Origin of the sequence: Sphingomonas phyllosphaerae (genome assembly GCF_029623345.1) — a bacterium.
GTDB classification, from domain to species: Bacteria; Pseudomonadota; Alphaproteobacteria; order Sphingomonadales; family Sphingomonadaceae; genus Sphingomonas; species Sphingomonas phyllosphaerae_C.
In genome coordinates, this window is record NZ_JAPYKH010000004.1 from 1 (window position 1) to 16,114 (window position 16,114).

A 16,114-nucleotide genomic window follows, 5' to 3' on the forward strand; every position below is an offset into this window, starting at 1 on the left:
CTCGGGCTCGGCATCTGGGACCGCGAGCTGCGCTTCGTCCGCGTCAACGCCAGCCTCGCGCAGATGAACGGCTTGCCGCCCGAGGCGCATATCGGCTTCACCCCGCGCGAGCTGCTGCCCGACATCGCCGGGATCGACGCGTTGATGGAGCGCTGGCGCGCGATCATCGCCACCGGCGAGCCGTGGCTCGATGTCGAGGTCCACGGCGGCACCCCGGCGAACAGCGACAAGCAGCGCAGCTGGCGCGAGCATTTCTTCCCGATCCGCAGCGGAGACCAGGTCGTCGGCATCGGCGCGGTGGTGGAGGAGACGACCGAGCGTGACCGCGTCGAGGCGGCGTTGCGCGCGAGCGAGGCGCGCTTCCGCGAGTTCGCGGAAGCCTCGTCCGACGTGCTGTGGCTGTTCGACATCGACAGCGCGCGGTTCGCCTATCTCAGCCCGGCGCTGCGCAAGCTGTACGGGATCGGGGTGGCGAGCGGGCGCGGCGCGCCGCTGAGCTTCGACTGGCAGACCGCAATCATCGCGGAGGACCGCGAGCTCGCCGCCACCACGCTGCGCCGCGTCCGCCAGGGCGAGCGCGTCACGCACGATTTCCGCGCGCGCATCCCCGGCAGCGGCAAGGTGCGCTGGCTCAAGAACACCGCTTTCCCGCTGCGCGAGCCCGACGGTCGCGTCAGCCATATCGGCGGCATCGCGCAGGACGTCACCGAGGAGCGCGACACCGCGGCGCGGCTGCAGATGCTGATCGGCGAGCTGCAGCACCGCACGCGCAACCTGATGGGCGTGATCCAGGCGGTGGCGGAGAGCACGCTCGAGGCGAGCGCCGACCTGACCGACTTCGAGCGCGCCTTCTCGGCCCGGCTCGACGCGCTGTCCCGCGTGCAGCAGCTGCTGTCGCGCATCGAGGGACTCGAGCGGGTCGGCTTCGACCAGCTACTGCGCAGCGAGCTCGCCGCCTTCGGTGCGCTACCCGACGACGACGCGCGCGTGTCGCTCGCTGGGCCGCGCGGCATCCCGCTACGCTCGGGCGGGATCCAGACGCTCGCGCTGGCGCTGCACGAGCTCATCACCAATTCGGTAAAATATGGCGCCCTGAGCCAGCCGGGCGCGACGCTGTCGGTGCGCTGGGCGCTGCTGCCGGTTGCGGCGGGCGAACGACCGCGGCTGCGCTTCGACTGGGAGGAGCGCGGGGTCATCATGCCGGCGCGCGGCGACCCGCCCGAGCGCGTCGGCCAGGGACGCGAGCTGATCGAGCGCGCGGTGCCCTACCAGCTCGAGGCGACGGTCGACTACGCCCTCACCGCCGACGGTGTGCGCTGCGCGATGGTGCTGCCGGTGTCGCAGACGCTGGCGCGCGGCGCGGCGGCGTGACCGCGCTCGCCGGCCTGCGCGTGCTGGTGGTAGAGGACGAGTATCTGCTCGCACGCCAGCTCGAGCGCGCGCTCCAGCGCGACGGCGCCGAGGTGGTCGCGGTGGCCCCCTCGGTCGCGGCGGCGCTGGCGGCGCTAGCGGCGGGCGCGTTGCCCGACGTCGCGGTGCTCGACCTCAATCTCGCCGGAGAGAAGGCCTATCCCGTCGCCGCCGCGCTGCGCGCCGCCGCGGTGCCCTTCGCCTTCGCCAGCGGCTATGACGCGGCGGACCGCGACCCTGCCTTTGCCGACGCGCCCCACCTCAACAAGCCGCTGACCATGGCGACGCTGCGCAGCTGCCTCGAGCGGCTGACCGGGCGCGCGCCGGGATGAGCCGAGCCCGGAGACGATGATGATCGACGACCGATTGACCCGCCGCGCGCTGCTCGGCGCCGCCACCTTAGCCGCGCTGCCCGGCGCCGCGCTGGCCGCCCCCGCGGCGACCCGCGCGCTCTATGCGGGCGGCTATAACAAGGAGGGCGGCGCGGGACTGCTGCCGCTCGACTATGCCCCTGCCGCAGGGGCATGGCGAACGCACGCCAGCGTCGCCGTCGCCCCTGACGCCTCCTGGGGCGTGCGCCACCCGCGACTCGGGCTGCACTATCTGGTGCAGGAGGGCAGCGCCGGGAAGGTCGCGGTCCTCCGCCAGCGCGGCGGCGCGTGGCAGCGGCTCGCGCTGGTCGGCTCCGGCGGCGCGGATCCGTGCCATCTCGCGCTGAGCGCCGACGGCGGCGCGCTAGCGGTGGCCAATTACAGCAGCGGCAGCGTGGGGCTGATCGCGCTCGACCGGCGTACCGGCCTGCCGCGCGCGGCGGCGCAGGTGGTCGCGCACCGCGGGCACGGGCCGGACGCGGAGCGCCAGGCCGCGCCGCACGCGCATTGGGTCGGCTTCAGTCCGGACCGGCGATGGCTGTGGTCGGTCGATCTCGGCGCCGACACGATCTTCGCGCACCGGCTCGACGCCGCCGGCACGCGGCTGGGCGAGACCCGCGCCGCCTATCGCGCGGTCGCGGGCAGCGGCCCGCGCCATCTCGCCTTCCACCCGCGGCTGCCGCTCGCCTATCTCGTCGCCGAGCTCGACAACAGCGTGACGGTGCTACACCGCGGCGCCGACTCGGGCTTCACCGCTTTGGCGCGCCACTCGACGCTGCCAACGGGGTTTGCGGGCAAGAGCCAGGCCGGCGCGATCGCGATCGATCCGCACGGACGCGCGCTTTACGCCTCGAACCGCGGTGCCGACAATGTCGCGGTCTACGCCATCGCCGCGGACGGCGCGCTCACCCCGATCCAGCATATCGCGGGCGGCGGGCGCTGGCCACGGCACCTGCGCGTGCTCGACTCGCGCCTGCTCGTCGCCAACGAGCGCAGCGGCACGATCGACGGCTTCCAGGTGGGCAGCGACGGGCGGCTGGCGCCGTTCGGCACCGCGGCGCGCGCGCCCGGCGTGGCGTTCATCGGCGAGGTGTGAGGAGATCACGCGGTCGTCGTCGCGCATGGCGCGGGGCTGACGCGTGAGGCTGCCATCCTGCGACCTGTCAATCATCCCGGGCTCGACCCGTGATCGATCGTCCCGCGCCTGCCGCGCGTCGTTGCCGCGCGGGAAGCATGGTTCCCGGGTCGAGCCGGAGATGACGGCAAAGCGTTAGCCGCGATGAAGCGCGCTACCTCCATCTGGGTCAGAACGCGCCCTCACCCCGCCTCGGCGAGCAGCGCCTTGGCCTGTGCCCCGGTCCAGTCGAGGTCGCCGGTCACGCGCCAGATTTCCTTGCCCGTGGCATCGTACAGGATCGTCGTCGGCAGGTTGGCGCCATAAGCGGTGCTCAGCGCCAGCTTCTCGTCCAGGAACGGCTCCAGCTTGGCGAAGCCGCGCGCCTTGAGGAAGTCCTTCGCCTTGCCGGGCTCCATGTCCTGGCTGACCGCGACGACGCGGACTTTGCCGGCGAGCGCACCCGCGGCGGCGTCGAGGGTCGGCATTTCCTTGACGCAGGGCGCGCACCAGGTCGCCCACAGGTTGACCAGCAGCGGCTTGCCGCCGCCCAGCGCGGTCAGCGTGGTGGGGGCTCCCGTCAGCGTGGTGAAGCCGGCGGCGGGTGCACGCTCGCCCTTGTGGCTGCGCTCGACCTTGTCCGGACGCGCCGCGCCGGTGGCGGGCACCTCGTCCGCGCTTGCCGTAGCGACGGCGTTGTCCGCGGGCGCGGCTTGCCCGCCGCTCCCCGAGCCCTTATCGCACGCGCTGACCGCCAGCGCGGCGCCGAGGAGACAGACGATCGCGACACGCGAGACCATGAGCGGTTCCAACCAGATGTGGGGCGGGCGGTTCGCCGAGGGTCCGGCCGCCGTCATGCGCGAGATAAACGCCTCCATCCCCTTCGACAAGCGGATGTGGCGCCAGGACGTGGCGGGCAGCCGCGCGCATGCCGCGATGCTGGGCACGCAGGGGATCGTCTCGGCCGAGGACGCCGCCGCGATCGACGCGGGGCTGGCGCAGGTCGCCGAGCGCTACGCCGCCGAGGGCGTGCCTGACGATCTCGCGATGGAGGACATCCATATGCTGAGCGAGGCGCGGCTCGGCGAGGTGATCGGCGGCGCGGCCGGGCGGCTCCACACCGCGCGCAGCCGCAACGACCAGGTCGCGACCGACTTCCGCCTGTGGGTGCGCGACGCCACCGACCAGGTCGTCGCCGCGCTTGATCGATTCGACGACGCCCTGCTCGCGCGCGCCGAGGAACATGCCGCCAGCGTGATGCCCGGCTTCACCCATCTCCAGTCGGCGCAGCCCGTGACGCTCGGCCACCATCTGATGGCCTATCACGAGATGGTCCGCCGCGACCGCTCGCGCTTCACCGACAATCGCGCGCGCGCCAACTTCTGCCCGCTGGGCGCGGCGGCGCTGGCGGGCACCGGGTTCGCGATCGACCGGGAGGCCACCGCGCGCGCGCTCGGCTTCGACGCGCCGACGCGCAACAGCCTCGACTCGGTCAGCGATCGCGACTTCGCGCTCGATTATTTGATGGCGGCGAGCCAGTGCGCGCTCCATCTGTCGCGGCTGGCGGAGGAGTTCGTGCTGTGGGCGTCGCAGCCCTTCGCCTTCGTGGCGCTATCGGACCAATGGTCGACCGGCAGCTCGATCATGCCGCAGAAGCGCAACCCCGACGCCGCCGAGCTGGTGCGCGGGCACAGCGGGCGGATCACCGGTTGCCTGGTCAGCCTGATGATCACGATGAAGGGCCTGCCGCTCGCTTATTCCAAGGACATGCAGGACGATAAGCCGCCGGTGTTCGAAGCGCACGACCTGCTCGCGCTGTCGCTGGCGGCGATGACCGGGATGGTCGGGAGCGCCACCTTCCGCACCGAGCGAATGCGCCAGGTGGCGGAGAGCGGCTTCGCTACCGCGACCGATCTCGCCGACTGGCTGGTGCGCGAGGGCGACGTGCCGTTCCGCGAGGCGCACCATATCACCGGCCGCGCGGTGGCGCGCGCCGAAGCGTTGGGCTGCACGCTCGACCGCGTGCCGCTGGCCGAGCTGCAGGCGATCGACGCGCGGATCACCGCTGCGGTGTATGACGTGCTGTCGGTCGACGCCTCGGTGGCGAGCCGGCGCAGCTTCGGCGGCACCGCTCCCGACAATGTGCGCGCCGCGATCGCCGCCGCGCGGGCTGAGCGGACGGGAGAGCCGGCATGACGATAAGCCGATCGCTCGTCGCTCTCGTGTCGGCGACCGTGCTGGCGGGATGCGGTTCGACCCAGGCGCTCAAGCCGGGGCCGGGTACGCCGCTGCCCGTCGCGCCCTACGGCGCCGCCGCGACGCCCGGGATCAACGACCTCCTCACCCCCAGCGTCCAGGCGCGCCCGCGCCGCACCGGGGAGGTGCTGACCCGCTCGCAGGACCGTCAGAGCGACGAGTTCGACCTGCCGCCGCGGTGAGTGGATCCCGAACTTGTCTCGGGATCCACCGGCCCGCCGCGACCGCGGGGTCCGCGGCACCGTGAATCCCGAAACGAGTTCGGGATGACGCCGAGAGACCGGCGGATGGCGCGGGCAATATCCTGCATCGTATCGGTCCCGCCATCGCGCGAACCACGCTAGAAGAGACACGATGGACCATTTCCACTATCGCGACGGAGAATTGTGGTGCGAGGGCGTGCCGCTGGCGCGCATCGCCGCGGACGTCGGCACCCCCGTCTACGTCTATTCCGCCAATGCCTTCCGCGACCACGCGCGCGCTTTCCGCGCCGGGCTGGCCGGCGTGCGCGACGCGCATCTCGCTTATGCGATCAAGGCCAATCCCAATGTCGCGGTGCTGCGCCTGCTCGCCGCTGAAGGCTACGGCGCCGACGTCGTCTCCGGCGGCGAGCTGGCGCGTGCGCTCGCGGCCGGGATGCCGGCCGAGTCGGTCGTCTTCTCGGGCGTCGGCAAGACCGAGGCCGAGCTGGTGCGCGGGCTCGACGCGGGGATCGGCCAGTTCAATCTCGAGCTGGAGGAGGAGGGCGAGGCGCTCGCCCGGCTCGCCGCGGCGCGGGGACTGACCGCGCGCGCGGTGCTGCGCGTCAACCCCGACGTCGACGCCGGCACCCACGCCAAAATCTCGACCGGGCGCAAGGAGAACAAGTTCGGCGTGCCGATCGACCAGGCGCCGGCGATGTTCGCGCGGCTGGCGGGGCTGGCCGGCCTCTCGCTCGAGGGCGTGGCGATCCATATCGGCAGCCAGCTGTTCGACCTCGCGCCGCTCGAGGCCGCTTACCGCCGCGTCGGCGAGTTGGTCGCGTCGCTGCGCGCCGCCGGCCACCGCATCACCCGCGTCGACCTCGGCGGGGGGCTCGGCGTCCGCTACAAGGAGGGCGACGAGCCGCGCTCGCCGGCCGATTATGGCGCGATGGTCGAGCGCGTCACGCGCGACTGGGAGGTGACGCTGATGTTCGAGCCCGGTCGCGTGATCGCCGCCAACGCGGGAGTGTTGCTCACCCGCGTGATCTGGGTGAAGCCGGGCGTGGTGAACCCCTATGTCATCGTCGACGCAGCGATGAACGACCTGGCGCGCCCCGCGCTCTACGACGCCTGGCACGACTTCGATCCGGTGGTGCCGAGCGGCGAGCGGGTCACCGCCAACATCGCCGGCCCCGTGTGCGAGACCGGCGACACCTTCGCGATGGCGCGCGAGATCGACCGTGTCGCCAAGGGCGATCTCGCGGTGTTCCGCAGCGCAGGCGCCTATGGCGCGACCATGGCCTCGACCTACAACAGCCGCGCGCTGGTGCCCGAGGTGCTGGTCGACGGCGACCGTTTCGCGGTGGTGGCGGACCGGATCGCGGCGGAGACGATCCTCGCCGCCGAGCGGGTGCCCGAGTGGCTGTGATCCGGTGAGCGACTCCCACGACGCCGCGGCGGCGCTGCCGAGCCTGCCGGTATTCCTGCGGCTGGCGGGCCGTCCCGTGATCCTGGTCGGCGAAGGCGAGCCCGCCGCGGCGAAGCGGCGGCTGCTCGAGCGCGCGGGCGCGATGATCGTCGGCGAGGACGATGGCGTGGCACGGCTCGCTGTGGTGGCGGACGACGAGGCCACGGTCGCGCGGCTCAAGGCGCGCGGCGTGCTGGTCAACGCGGTCGACCGGCCCGAGCTCTGCGACTTCACCCTCCCCGCGATCGTCGACCGCGCGCCGGTGCTGGTTGCGATCGGCAGCGCGGGCGTGTCGGCGGGGCTGGCCGCGGCACTGCGCCAGCGGCTGGAGACGCTGCTGCCCGCATCGCTCGGCCGGCTCGCCGAGGCGCTCCACGCCGCGCGGCCCGCCCTCCGCGCCGCACTGCCCGACATGGGCGAGCGGCGCCGCGCAATCGGCGCCGCGCTTGCCTCGGGTGGCGCGCTCGACCCGCTCGGCGCGCCCGCGCTCGACGACGTCGCAGCGGCGGTGAGCGCGGCGCAGCCCGCCACCGGTCTCGCCCGCATGAGGCTGCGCTCGCACGACCCGGACGAGCTCACGCTGCGCCAGGCGCGCCTGCTCGCCGCCGCGGACGTGGTGACCCATCGCGCTGACGTGCCGCCCGCAATCCTCGATCGCGCGCGCGCCGACGCCGAGCGGATCGAGTGCGCCGCGCCGCCGCTCGCCCCGGCGACCGGACTGGTGGTCGATCTCGCGATGGAGGAGGAGCGATGAGCGGCACCGCCTGGCGGCTTACCGGCGAGGGCAAGGTCGAGGAGATATCGGTCAAGGGCGCGCTCGGCTGTGGCGCGCCGTTCGTCTGGGTCCATCTCACCACCAACGCCGAGCACGCGCAGACGTGGCTGCGCGACGAGGCCGGGCTGCCGCCCTATATCGTCGACTCGCTGACCGCGGCCGAGACGCGCCCGCGCGCCGAAAAGCTGGCCGACGCCGCCTTCGTCAACCTGCGCGGACGCACCGACGAGGAGCTGGACGGCTCCGACATGCTCGCCTCGATCCGCATCTGGGCCGCCAAGGGACGGGTCGTCACTGTTTCGCGCAAGCATCTGGTCGCGCTCGACGAGGTGGTGAGCCAGATGCGTGCCGGCGCGATCCACGATCCCGGTGACCTGATCGCCGCCTTCGCCACCGAGATCACCGAGGACCTCGATCCCGTGGTCGGCGATCTCGGCGACTGGCTCGACGATTGCGAGCAGAAGCTGGCCGCCGAGCATATCTTCGAGCTCCGCCGCGGCGTCACCAAGGTGCGATCCGAGGCGATCAATTATCGCCGCTTCCTTGCCCCGCAACGCGCCGCGCTGGAGAAACTGGCGACCCTGCCGGGCGACTGGCTCGCCGAAGACGATCGCGCGCACCTCTCCGCCGCGGCCGACCGCGCCGCGCGCATGGCGGAGGAGGTGGAGGCGATCCGCGAGCGCGCCGCGCTGGTGCACGAGGCGCTCACCGACCTGCGCGCCGAGCAGCTCGACCAGCGCGGGCTGGTGATCGCGATCGCGGCGATGGTGTTCCTGCCGCTGACGTTCATCACCGGCCTGTACGGGATGAACGTCGAGGGACTGCCTTATGCCAAGGAGCCCTGGGCGTTCGACGCGATCATGGGCGTCTGCACGCTGATCGCGGCGGGAACGGTGATCTATTTCCTGCGGCGGCACTGGTTCCGCTGAGCGCAGCTGATACCCCGCTTCATCTCCCCTCACTCACCCGCGGGCTCCTGCAAACGCAGGAGCCCGGAGCCGCAAGCGTAACGGCCGCGACCCTGGACTCCGGCGTTCGCCGGAGCACACCCGGCTCCGCGGCATCCTCTAGCCCGCCGCGGCGACGCGCGCGGTCATGCTGGCGGGCGACAGGATCTCGATCCAATAGCCGTCGGGATCGGTGACGAAGGCAATGTCGCGCATCTTGCCCTCATCGGGGCGCTTGCGGAACGGGACGCCCAGCGCCTCGAATCGCGCGCAGGCGGCAGCGACATCGGGCACCGACACGCCGAGATGGCCGAAGCCGCGCGGTTCGTCGTTGCCGTTATGATAGCCGGCGAAGTCGGGGTCGCTCTCGGTGCCCCAATTGTGCGTCAGCTCCAGCGTGGTCTCGCGCGTGAAGACGAAGCGCGCGCGCTCGGCCGGATCGTCCGGCACGCTCTCCCCCTCGCCGAGGAAGGCGAGGAAGTAGAGCGAGAAGCGCATGTCCTCAATGTCGAGCCGCTGCAGCAGCGTCATGCCCAGCACCTGCTGGTAGAAGGCCAGCGACGCCACCGGGTCGCGCACCCGCAGCATCGTCTGGTTCAACGTGAACCCCTCGGTTCCGGCAGGGCGGGGCATGAGCGAGTCTCCGTCAAGCGAGCGTGAGGCCGACGTCGACGTTGCCGCGGGTCGCGTTCGAATACGGGCAGATCTGGTGCGCGGTCTCGACCAGCCGCTCCGCGTCGGCGCGCTCGACCCCGGGCAGGTCGACGAGCAGGTCCGCGGTGATACCGAACCCGCCCTCCGAACGCGGACCGATGCCGACGGTTGCGGTCACCTTGGTCTCGGCGGGCACCTTCACCTTAAGCTGCTGGCCGGCGACCTTGAGCGCGCCGATGAAGCACGCCGAGTAACCCGCCGCGAACAGCTGCTCCGGGTTGGCACCCTCGCCGCCGGCGCCGCCGAGCTCCTTCGGCGTCGAAAGTGCGACGGTGAGCTTCCCGTCCTCGCTGCGCGCCTCGCCGTCACGCCCGCCAGTGGCGGTGGCGCGGGTGCTATACTTGACATCGACGGACATGGCGCTTTCTCCTATCGCGATAATGGTTGCCTCGATATCCTCCTGGTAGCCCGCCTTGTTCTGTCTGTCTACCAGAATTTGTATCGCGATAAGCAATTCGCTATGGAGCGAGAAAGGATGACGTGAATGCCCGTTCCGCTGCCGCTGGACCAACAGCTCTGCTTCTCGCTCTACGCCGCCAGCATGGCGGTCGGGCGCGCTTACAAGCCGCTGCTCGACGAGCTCGGCATCACCTACCCGCAATATCTCGTGCTGCATGCGCTGTGGGAGCAGGACGGGCGCAGCGTCGGCACGATCGCCGAGCGGCTCGCGCTCGAGTCGAGCACGATCACGCCGCTGGTCAAGCGGATGGAGGCGGCGAACCTGGTCGAGCGCCGGCGCAATCCGGACGACGAGCGGCAGGTGCAGGTGTTCCTCACCGAGGCGGGGCATGCGATACGCACTCACTGCGGCTGTCTGGCGGAACGCCTGCTGGAGCGCTCGCGCCTGTCGATTGACCAGCTCGCCGCGCTCAACCAGCAGGTGCAAGCGCTGCGCGACGCGCTGGTCGCGAGCAGCGGAGACCAGACTTAGTCTTCCCGCAGCGCGGCGGCGATCCAGTCGCGCACCACCCGCACACGCGCGAGCGTGGCGGCCTCACCCTGCAACTCGCCCTCCGGCGAGTTCGTCTCGCTCGGCGCGGAGGCAGCCGGGTCGTTCGACTCGGGCGGAGCCGCGGGCGTGGCGCCGCGGCGGCCGCTCGGGCGCTCGCGCGCGAGCAGCTGCTGGACACCGCGGATGGTATAGCCCTCCCCGCCGAGGAGCGCGGCGATCCGCTCGATCAGCACGACGTCGGCGGGGCGGTAGTAACGGCGATTGCCGGCGCGGGTCACAGGGCGCAGCTGCGGGAAGCGTTCCTCCCAGTAGCGCAGCACATGCGGGGCGACCCCGGTCGCAGCGGCGACCTCGCCGATCGTCCGGAAGGCGGCGGCGGATTTCTCGTCCGACGCCACGATCGTCAGCTGGCGCCTGCGATGCGGTCACGCATCATCTGGCTGGCGCGGAAGGTCAGTACGCGGCGCGGTGCGATAGGGACTTCCACGCCGGTCTTGGGATTGCGCCCGATCCGCTCGCCTTTGTCGCGCAGCACGAAAGTGCCGAAGCCCGAGATCTTGACGTTCTCGCCCTCGGCCAGGGCGCCGCACATCTTCTCGAGGATCTGCTCGACCATGCGCGCCGAATCCGCGCGCGATAGACCAACGCGCCGGTGCAGCGCCTCCGCCAGATCAGCGCGCGTGAGCGTGCCCGCCTCCACCATGACCGTAACCCCCCTTCAAGGTTAAAAGACTGTCATTACGGTTTGTTATAGCGCAATCGTTTTCCTGTCGATCGGGTCGACCGCCACGGAGGGTCAAAAGCGGACGACCGCTGCCCCCCAGGTGAAGCCGCCGCCCATCGCCTCGAGCACGACGATATGGCCCGGCTGGATGCGCCCGTCGCGCACCGCCTGATCGAGCGCCAGCGGCACCGAGGCGGCGGAGGTATTGGCGTGCTGGTCGACCGTCATCACCACCTTCTCGGCAGGCAGCGACAGCTTGCGCGCGGTGGCGTCGAGGATGCGCGCATTGGCCTGGTGCGGGACGACCCAGTCGACCGCCTCGATCGGCAGCCCCGCCGCGACGAGCGCCTCCTCCATCACCGCGGCGAGGTTGATCACCGCGTGGCGGAACACCTCGCGGCCCTTCATGCGCAGCTTGCCGACCGTGCCGGTGGTCGAGGGGCCGCCGTCGACGTAAAGCAACTCGTTGTGGCGACCGTCGGCGTGGAGCCGAGTCGCCAGGATACCCCGCGCCGCGGGATCGGCGTTGTCGTCGGCCGAGTCGCGCGCCTCCAGCACGATCGCGCCTGCGCCGTCCCCGAACAGCACGCAGGTGGTGCGATCCTCCCAGTCGAGCAGCCGGCTGAAGGTCTCGGCGCCGATCACCAGCGCGCGACGGTGGGCGCCGGCGCGGATCATGCTGTCCGCCACCTGCACCGCGTAGAGGAAGCCCGAGCAGACCGCGGCGACGTCGAACGCGACGCAGTCGTTGATCCCCAGCATCGCCTGCACCTTGGTGGCGGTGGCGGGGAAGGTGTTGTCGGGCGTGGCGGTGGCCAGCACGATCAGGTCGATGTCCTGCGGCGTCACCCCCGCGGCGGCGATCGCGGCGACCGCGGCGTCACGCGCCAGCGTCGCGGTGGTCTCGCCCTCGCCCGCGATATGGCGAAAGCGGATCCCGGTACGCTCGACGATCCACTCGTCCGTCGTGTCGACGCGCTCGGCCAGTTCGGCGTTGGAAACGCGGCGCGCGGGGAGAGCGGAACCCGTCCCCGTCAGCACGGCCCGGATCATGCGGCGGCTTTCGCTTCGAAGTGGCGCAGGTCCTCGGCGATGCGGCGCGCCAGATCGGCCTTCACCATCTTGGCGGCATTGCCGATCGCGGTGGCGACACCCCGCTCGTTGGCGCTGCCGTGGCTCTTGAGCACCAACCCGTTGAGCCCGAGGAAGACCGCACCATTGTGGTTGTTCGGATCGAGATGGTCGCGCAGCAGCTCGGTCGCGGGGCGCGAGATCAGAAAGCCCAGCTTGGAGCGGACCGAGCTGGTGAAGGCGCGCTTGAGCAGATCGCCGACGAAGCGCGCGGTGCCCTCGGCGGTCTTGAGCGCGATATTGCCCGAGAAACCATCGCACACGATCACGTCATGCTCGCCGCGCGACAGCCGGTCGCCCTCGACGAAGCCGGTGAAGTTCATCGGAAGATGCCCCGCCACCCGCAGCATCTGCGCGGCGTCGCGGATCTCCTCGGTGCCCTTCTGGTCCTCGCTGCCGATGTTGAGCAGCGCGACGCGCGGCGCCTCGAGATCGAGCGTCGTGCGCGCATAGGCCGCGCCCATCACCGCGAACTGGACGAGGTTACGCGCGTCGCACTCGGTGTTGGCGCCGAGGTCGAGCACCACGACGTCGTTGTCGCCCAGCGTCGGCAGCAGCGCGGCGAGCGCGGGGCGGTCGATCCCGGGCATGGTGCGCAGCGACAGCTTGGCCATCGCCATCAGCGCGCCGGTGTTGCCCGCCGACACCGCCGCACCGGCGCGGCCCTGCTTCACCAGATCGATCGCGACGCCCATCGAGGTGGTGCGCGCGCGGCGGATCGCCTGGCTCGGCTTCTCGTCGCCCGCGATCACGTCGGGGGCGTGGACGATCTCGGAATGTTGCGAGAGGTTCGGGTGGCTCTTCAGCCCCTCCGCGATCGCCGCCTCGTCACCCACCAGCAGGAAGCTGACGTCGTCGAAGCGGCGGCGCGCACGTGCCACCCCGGCCAGCATGACCGCCAACCCCTCGTCGCCGCCCATCGCATCGACGGCGATCCGGGACCTGTCGGACATCACTGGACCCAACTCCTGATGCTCAACCGCGGAAGACCCGCGATCAGGCGTCGACCGCGACGACCTCGCGACCGTTGTAGTGACCGCAGGCGGTGCACAGGTTGTGCGGGCGCTTCAGCTCGCCGCAGTTCGGGCACTCCTGGAACGCCTCCACCGACAGCGCGTCGTGCGAGCGGCGCATGCCGCGGCGGGAGGGGGAAGTCTTTCGCTTGGGGACGGCCATCGCGGCACCTTGATCTATCTAAGAGTTCGTAACAGCGACAAGCCGATGTCCGGGGCCGCGCGGCCGACGCATGAGCCGGCCGCGGCGGACAGCCGGGCATCGGCTCGTATCGCGAAGCCACGCGCCTATAGCGATTTCCGCCACTGTTGCAAGTCGCCGTCACCTGTCTCTCCGTTGCGTCACCAACGAGCGAGCGGCGCAATTGATGCCGCGGACGACCGAGCGCAAGTCCCCGCATCCTCGCGCGAATCACTCGCCGAGGTCATTGCGCCAGCACCCGGTCGCTCACGAACATGTTGTGGCGGCGCTCGTGCGCGAAGGTGCTCGGCTGGCCGTGGCCGGGGATGAAGGCGGTGGCGTCGCCGAGCGGCCATAGTTTCGTGACGATCGACTCGATCAGCTGCGGAAAATTGCCCTGCGGCAGATCGGTGCGCCCGATCGAGTTCTGGAACAGCACGTCGCCAACCTGCGCGAAGTTCGACGGGGCGTGGTGGAAGATGACGTGACCGGCGGTGTGCCCGGGCGTGTGATAGACGTCGAGCACCAGCTCGCCGATGCGCACCGTGTCGCCCTCGACCAGCCAGCGGTTCGGCTCGAACACGGTGCCCTCAACACCCCATTGCCGGCCGTCTTCGTCGAGCCGAGCCAGCCAGAAGCGATCGTCCTCGTGCGGCCCCTCGATCGGCACGCCGAGCGAGTCGGCGAGCGGCTTGGCCGCGCCGGCGTGGTCGATATGGCCGTGGGTCAGCAGAATTTTCTCCACCGTCACGCCGGCGCGCGCGATCGCGGCAGTGATCTTGGGCAGGTCGCCGCCGGGATCGACCACCGCGGCACGCATCGTCGCAGTGCACCAGATCAGGGTGCAATTCTGCTGAAGCGGGGTGACCGGGATGATCGCCGCACGCAGCGGGGTGTCGCTCATTGCTCGCTCCTGGGCTCGCTTCTGGCGCGGTCCGGAGCACCGCGCGCGCCCCGCATAGCCGCGGCGACCGCGCTTGTCACAGCGTCGGCGTGCGTCGTGATGGGCGGATCGCCGTACTTCCCGCGACTTCACCGCGACGAGTCGCGGCGAGGCGACTTGCCGGCGCGGCAGCACACGGGCATCACCGTGTGATGGTGCTCGAACCGCCTTTCGTGCTGCTCGACGACGCGCGACCGGGTGCGGGTCCGGCGCGGCTCTACACGAACCCGCGCCGCGTGCTGCGCGCCGACACGCTCGCGGCGGTGCCGGGCGTGCTGCGCGCGGCGGCCGGGGCGGACGCGGCGGGCTTCCTCTCTTATGCCGCGTGCGCGGCGTTCGAGCCGAGCGCAGGCGCTTTGCTCCCCAAGGACGGCGCACCGCCGCTCGCCTGGTTCGGGCTGTTCGACGGCTGGCAGACGGTGGACGACCTCGCCGCGCTGCTGCCCGAGGCGGCGGCGAGCTGGGTCGGCATGCCCGAGCCCGAGCCGACGCGCGACGATTATGACGCGATGTTCGCTCAGGCGCAGGCGCTGATCGCGGCGGGCGACCTCTACCAGCTCAATCTCACGTTCCGCGCGCGCGTGCCGGTGCTGGGTGACCCGCTCGCGCTCTACGCCCGGCTGCGCCCGCACGCGCGCGCCGGCTGGGGCGCGATCGTCGCCACCGGCGAGCATTGGCTGCTGTCCTTCTCGCCCGAGTTGTTCGTCGCGCTCGACGGCGACCGGCTCACCTGCCGCCCGATGAAGGGGACGGCACGGCGCGAGACCGATCCAGCGGCGGACCGCGCGGCGGCCGAGCGGCTCGCCGGCGACGCCAAGCAGCGCGCCGAGAACTTGATGATCGTCGACCTGATGCGCAACGATCTCGCACGGGTAGCGGTGGCAGGCAGCGTCGCGGTGCCCGAGCTGTACGCGGTGGAACATTATCCCAGCGTCCACCAGCTCACCTCCACCGTCACCGCCGCGCTGGCGCCGGGGCGCGACGCTGCCGACGTGCTCGCCGCGCTGTTCCCGTGTGGCTCGATCACCGGCGCTCCCAAGGTGCGCGCGATGCAGGCGATTGCCGCGATCGAGCGCGGCAGCGCGCGTGACGTCTATACCGGCGCGATCGGGCGGATCGACGCGGACGGCACGGCGCAGTTCAGCGTCGCGATTCGCACGTTGACGCTCGCCGCAGGGGCGGGCGCGGCACTGCTCGGCGTCGGCGGCGGGATCGTCGCCGATTCGCGCGCCGACGAGGAATGGGACGAGGCGCTCGCCAAGACCGCCTTCGTCACGCGCGCGGTGACCACGCCCGACCTGATCGAGACGATCGCCTTCGACCCGCTCGAGGGGCTGCTGCTGGTCGACCGCCATCTCGCGCGGATGAAGGCGAGCGCGGCGGCGCTCGGCTTCGACTTCGATCGTCACGCCGCGCGCAACGAGCTGCAGGCGGCGACCTTCCGGCTGCGCGAGCGCGCGCGCGTGCGGCTGCTGCTGGCGCCGTCGGGCGCGATCGCGATCGAGGTGACCCCACCACCGCTGCCGCGGCTCGCCCCGCTGCGCGTCGCGCTGGCGCCGCTGCCGGTGTCGGCGCACGACTGGCGGCTGCGCCACAAGACCAGCGACCGTGGCTTCTACGATCGCGCGCGCCGCGCCGCGGGCGAGGACGAGGTGGTGTTCGTCGCTCCCGACGGCCGATTGACCGAGGGCAGCTTCACGACCGTCTTCGTCGAGCGCGGCGAGACGCTGGTGACGCCGCGCGCCGGCCCGCTGCTGCCCGGCGTGCTGCGCGCCGAGCTGATCGCGCAGGGTCGCGCGATCGAGGGCGATCTCACCCCGGCCGAGCTCGCGGGCGGCTTCCTGCTCGGCAATGCGCTGCGCGGGCTGATGCGGGCCACGCTCGCGGTTGCACTATGAGAACGACCGTCGCATAGGCACGCGCGCTTCCTCAA

At 71.5% G+C, this 16,114-nt stretch carries 19 protein-coding genes; 10 read left to right on the top strand and 9 right to left on the bottom strand.

All coding sequences use genetic code 11. From position 1 onward, the window contains the following. From QBJ89_RS04970 to QBJ89_RS04980, 3 genes are all read left to right on the top strand, one after another. Nucleotides 1–1,371: sensor histidine kinase (locus tag QBJ89_RS04970; protein WP_277979438.1), on the top strand; the 1,371-nt coding region annotated here is incomplete at its 5' end. Beyond that, entirely contained in the window at nt 1,368–1,742 is a 375-nt protein-coding gene (locus QBJ89_RS04975; RefSeq protein ID WP_277979439.1) for a response regulator, read from the top strand. The genes QBJ89_RS04970 and QBJ89_RS04975, both read left to right, overlap by 4 nt. 19 nt (nt 1,743–1,761) lie before the next feature. Beyond that, nucleotides 1,762–2,877: a lactonase family protein gene (locus QBJ89_RS04980; RefSeq protein WP_277979440.1), complete on the top strand. Its 1,116-nt coding sequence runs from the start codon at nt 1,762–1,764 to the stop codon at nt 2,875–2,877. Nucleotides 2,878–3,098: 221 nt separating this feature from the next. Here QBJ89_RS04980 and QBJ89_RS04985 read toward each other — a convergent pair whose 3' ends face one another. Beyond that, nucleotides 3,099–3,695 carry a TlpA family protein disulfide reductase gene (locus QBJ89_RS04985; RefSeq protein WP_277979441.1) on the bottom strand — a complete coding sequence of 199 codons (597 nt, stop codon included), beginning with the start codon at nt 3,693–3,695 and terminating at the stop codon, nt 3,099–3,101. Nucleotides 3,696–3,711: 16 nt separating this feature from the next. Here QBJ89_RS04985 and argH point away from each other — a divergent pair, with 16 nt between their 5' ends. From argH to QBJ89_RS05010, 5 genes are all read left to right on the top strand, one after another. After that, on the top strand, nt 3,712–5,091 hold the full coding sequence (gene argH, locus QBJ89_RS04990; protein ID WP_277979678.1) for an argininosuccinate lyase: 1,380 nt from the start codon (nt 3,712–3,714) through the stop codon (nt 5,089–5,091). Then, a complete protein-coding gene (locus QBJ89_RS04995; RefSeq protein WP_277979442.1) occupies nt 5,088–5,333 on the top strand; it encodes a hypothetical protein in 246 nt (81 codons plus the stop codon). Before argH ends, QBJ89_RS04995 begins: the two co-directional genes overlap by 4 nt. 172 nt (nt 5,334–5,505) lie before the next feature. After that, complete coding sequence (gene lysA / locus QBJ89_RS05000) at nt 5,506–6,762, top strand: diaminopimelate decarboxylase (RefSeq protein ID WP_277979443.1); 1,257 nt, start codon at nt 5,506–5,508, stop codon at nt 6,760–6,762. 4 nt (nt 6,763–6,766) lie between these two features. Continuing rightward, a complete protein-coding gene (locus tag QBJ89_RS05005) occupies nt 6,767–7,555 on the top strand; it encodes an NAD(P)-dependent oxidoreductase (protein ID WP_431522508.1) in 789 nt (262 codons plus the stop codon). After that, complete coding sequence (locus QBJ89_RS05010) at nt 7,552–8,505, top strand: zinc transporter ZntB (RefSeq protein ID WP_277979444.1); 954 nt, start codon at nt 7,552–7,554, stop codon at nt 8,503–8,505. The genes QBJ89_RS05005 and QBJ89_RS05010 overlap by 4 nt, the downstream gene beginning before the upstream one ends. A 138-nt stretch (nt 8,506–8,643) precedes the next feature. On the opposite strand, the gene gloA is transcribed toward QBJ89_RS05010, so the two are convergent. Together gloA and QBJ89_RS05020 are read right to left on the bottom strand one after the other, a co-directional pair. Further along, nucleotides 8,644–9,156, bottom strand: coding sequence for a lactoylglutathione lyase (gloA, locus tag QBJ89_RS05015; protein ID WP_277979445.1), 513 nt, complete (start codon nt 9,154–9,156; stop codon nt 8,644–8,646). A 13-nt stretch (nt 9,157–9,169) separates the two neighbouring features. Further along, nucleotides 9,170–9,595: an organic hydroperoxide resistance protein gene (locus tag QBJ89_RS05020; protein ID WP_277979446.1), complete on the bottom strand. Its 426-nt coding sequence runs from the start codon at nt 9,593–9,595 to the stop codon at nt 9,170–9,172. 126 nt (nt 9,596–9,721) lie between these two features. Between QBJ89_RS05020 and QBJ89_RS05025 the strand changes: the two genes are divergently transcribed. Next, nucleotides 9,722–10,168 (top strand): MarR family winged helix-turn-helix transcriptional regulator, encoded by a 447-nt coding sequence (locus tag QBJ89_RS05025; protein WP_277979447.1) that lies wholly within the window; start codon nt 9,722–9,724, stop codon nt 10,166–10,168. Here the strand turns inward: QBJ89_RS05025 and QBJ89_RS05030 are convergent. The 6 genes from QBJ89_RS05030 to QBJ89_RS05055 form a co-directional block, all read right to left on the bottom strand. Beyond that, the gene (locus QBJ89_RS05030) at nt 10,165–10,587 is read right to left on the bottom strand and encodes a MerR family transcriptional regulator (protein WP_431522509.1); all 423 of its coding nucleotides are present in this window, start codon (nt 10,585–10,587) and stop codon (nt 10,165–10,167) included. The two genes, QBJ89_RS05025 and QBJ89_RS05030, sit on opposite strands and share 4 nt — an antisense overlap. Nucleotides 10,588–10,592: 5 nt before the next feature. Next, nucleotides 10,593–10,892: an integration host factor subunit alpha gene (locus QBJ89_RS05035; protein WP_183922282.1), complete on the bottom strand. Its 300-nt coding sequence runs from the start codon at nt 10,890–10,892 to the stop codon at nt 10,593–10,595. 93 nt (nt 10,893–10,985) lie between these two features. Continuing rightward, nucleotides 10,986–11,966: a beta-ketoacyl-ACP synthase III gene (locus tag QBJ89_RS05040; protein WP_277979448.1), complete on the bottom strand. Its 981-nt coding sequence runs from the start codon at nt 11,964–11,966 to the stop codon at nt 10,986–10,988. After that, nucleotides 11,963–12,997, bottom strand: coding sequence for a phosphate acyltransferase PlsX (plsX, locus tag QBJ89_RS05045; RefSeq protein ID WP_277979449.1), 1,035 nt, complete (start codon nt 12,995–12,997; stop codon nt 11,963–11,965). The genes QBJ89_RS05040 and plsX overlap by 4 nt, the downstream gene beginning before the upstream one ends. 43 nt (nt 12,998–13,040) lie before the next feature. Then, nucleotides 13,041–13,220 carry a 50S ribosomal protein L32 gene (gene rpmF, locus QBJ89_RS05050; RefSeq protein WP_056633974.1) on the bottom strand — a complete coding sequence of 60 codons (180 nt, stop codon included), beginning with the start codon at nt 13,218–13,220 and terminating at the stop codon, nt 13,041–13,043. Nucleotides 13,221–13,482: 262 nt separating this feature from the next. Beyond that, the gene (locus tag QBJ89_RS05055; RefSeq protein WP_277979450.1) at nt 13,483–14,142 is read right to left on the bottom strand and encodes an MBL fold metallo-hydrolase; all 660 of its coding nucleotides are present in this window, start codon (nt 14,140–14,142) and stop codon (nt 13,483–13,485) included. Between the two features lie 191 nt (nt 14,143–14,333). On the opposite strand from QBJ89_RS05055, the gene pabB reads away from it, so the two are divergent. Continuing rightward, nucleotides 14,334–16,079 (top strand): aminodeoxychorismate synthase component I, encoded by a 1,746-nt coding sequence (gene pabB, locus QBJ89_RS05060; RefSeq protein WP_277979451.1) that lies wholly within the window; start codon nt 14,334–14,336, stop codon nt 16,077–16,079. Nucleotides 16,080–16,114: the final 35 nt, after the last annotated feature.

Coding starts and splice junctions, on each gene's coding strand:
- QBJ89_RS04980 (WP_277979440.1), top strand. CDS start 1,762: ATGATCGACGACCGATTGACCCGCCGCGCGCTGCTCGGCGCCGCCACC.
- QBJ89_RS04985 (WP_277979441.1), bottom strand. CDS start 3,695: ATGGTCTCGCGTGTCGCGATCGTCTGTCTCCTCGGCGCCGCGCTGGCG.
- argH (WP_277979678.1), top strand. CDS start 3,712: ATGTGGGGCGGGCGGTTCGCCGAGGGTCCGGCCGCCGTCATGCGCGAG.
- QBJ89_RS04995 (WP_277979442.1), top strand. CDS start 5,088: ATGACGATAAGCCGATCGCTCGTCGCTCTCGTGTCGGCGACCGTGCTG.
- lysA (WP_277979443.1), top strand. CDS start 5,506: ATGGACCATTTCCACTATCGCGACGGAGAATTGTGGTGCGAGGGCGTG.
- QBJ89_RS05010 (WP_277979444.1), top strand. CDS start 7,552: ATGAGCGGCACCGCCTGGCGGCTTACCGGCGAGGGCAAGGTCGAGGAG.
- gloA (WP_277979445.1), bottom strand. CDS start 9,156: ATGCCCCGCCCTGCCGGAACCGAGGGGTTCACGTTGAACCAGACGATG.
- QBJ89_RS05020 (WP_277979446.1), bottom strand. CDS start 9,595: ATGTCCGTCGATGTCAAGTATAGCACCCGCGCCACCGCCACTGGCGGG.
- QBJ89_RS05025 (WP_277979447.1), top strand. CDS start 9,722: ATGCCCGTTCCGCTGCCGCTGGACCAACAGCTCTGCTTCTCGCTCTAC.
- QBJ89_RS05035 (WP_183922282.1), bottom strand. CDS start 10,892: ATGGTGGAGGCGGGCACGCTCACGCGCGCTGATCTGGCGGAGGCGCTG.
- QBJ89_RS05040 (WP_277979448.1), bottom strand. CDS start 11,966: ATGATCCGGGCCGTGCTGACGGGGACGGGTTCCGCTCTCCCCGCGCGC.
- plsX (WP_277979449.1), bottom strand. CDS start 12,997: ATGTCCGACAGGTCCCGGATCGCCGTCGATGCGATGGGCGGCGACGAG.
- rpmF (WP_056633974.1), bottom strand. CDS start 13,220: ATGGCCGTCCCCAAGCGAAAGACTTCCCCCTCCCGCCGCGGCATGCGC.
- QBJ89_RS05055 (WP_277979450.1), bottom strand. CDS start 14,142: ATGAGCGACACCCCGCTGCGTGCGGCGATCATCCCGGTCACCCCGCTT.
- pabB (WP_277979451.1), top strand. CDS start 14,334: ATGGTGCTCGAACCGCCTTTCGTGCTGCTCGACGACGCGCGACCGGGT.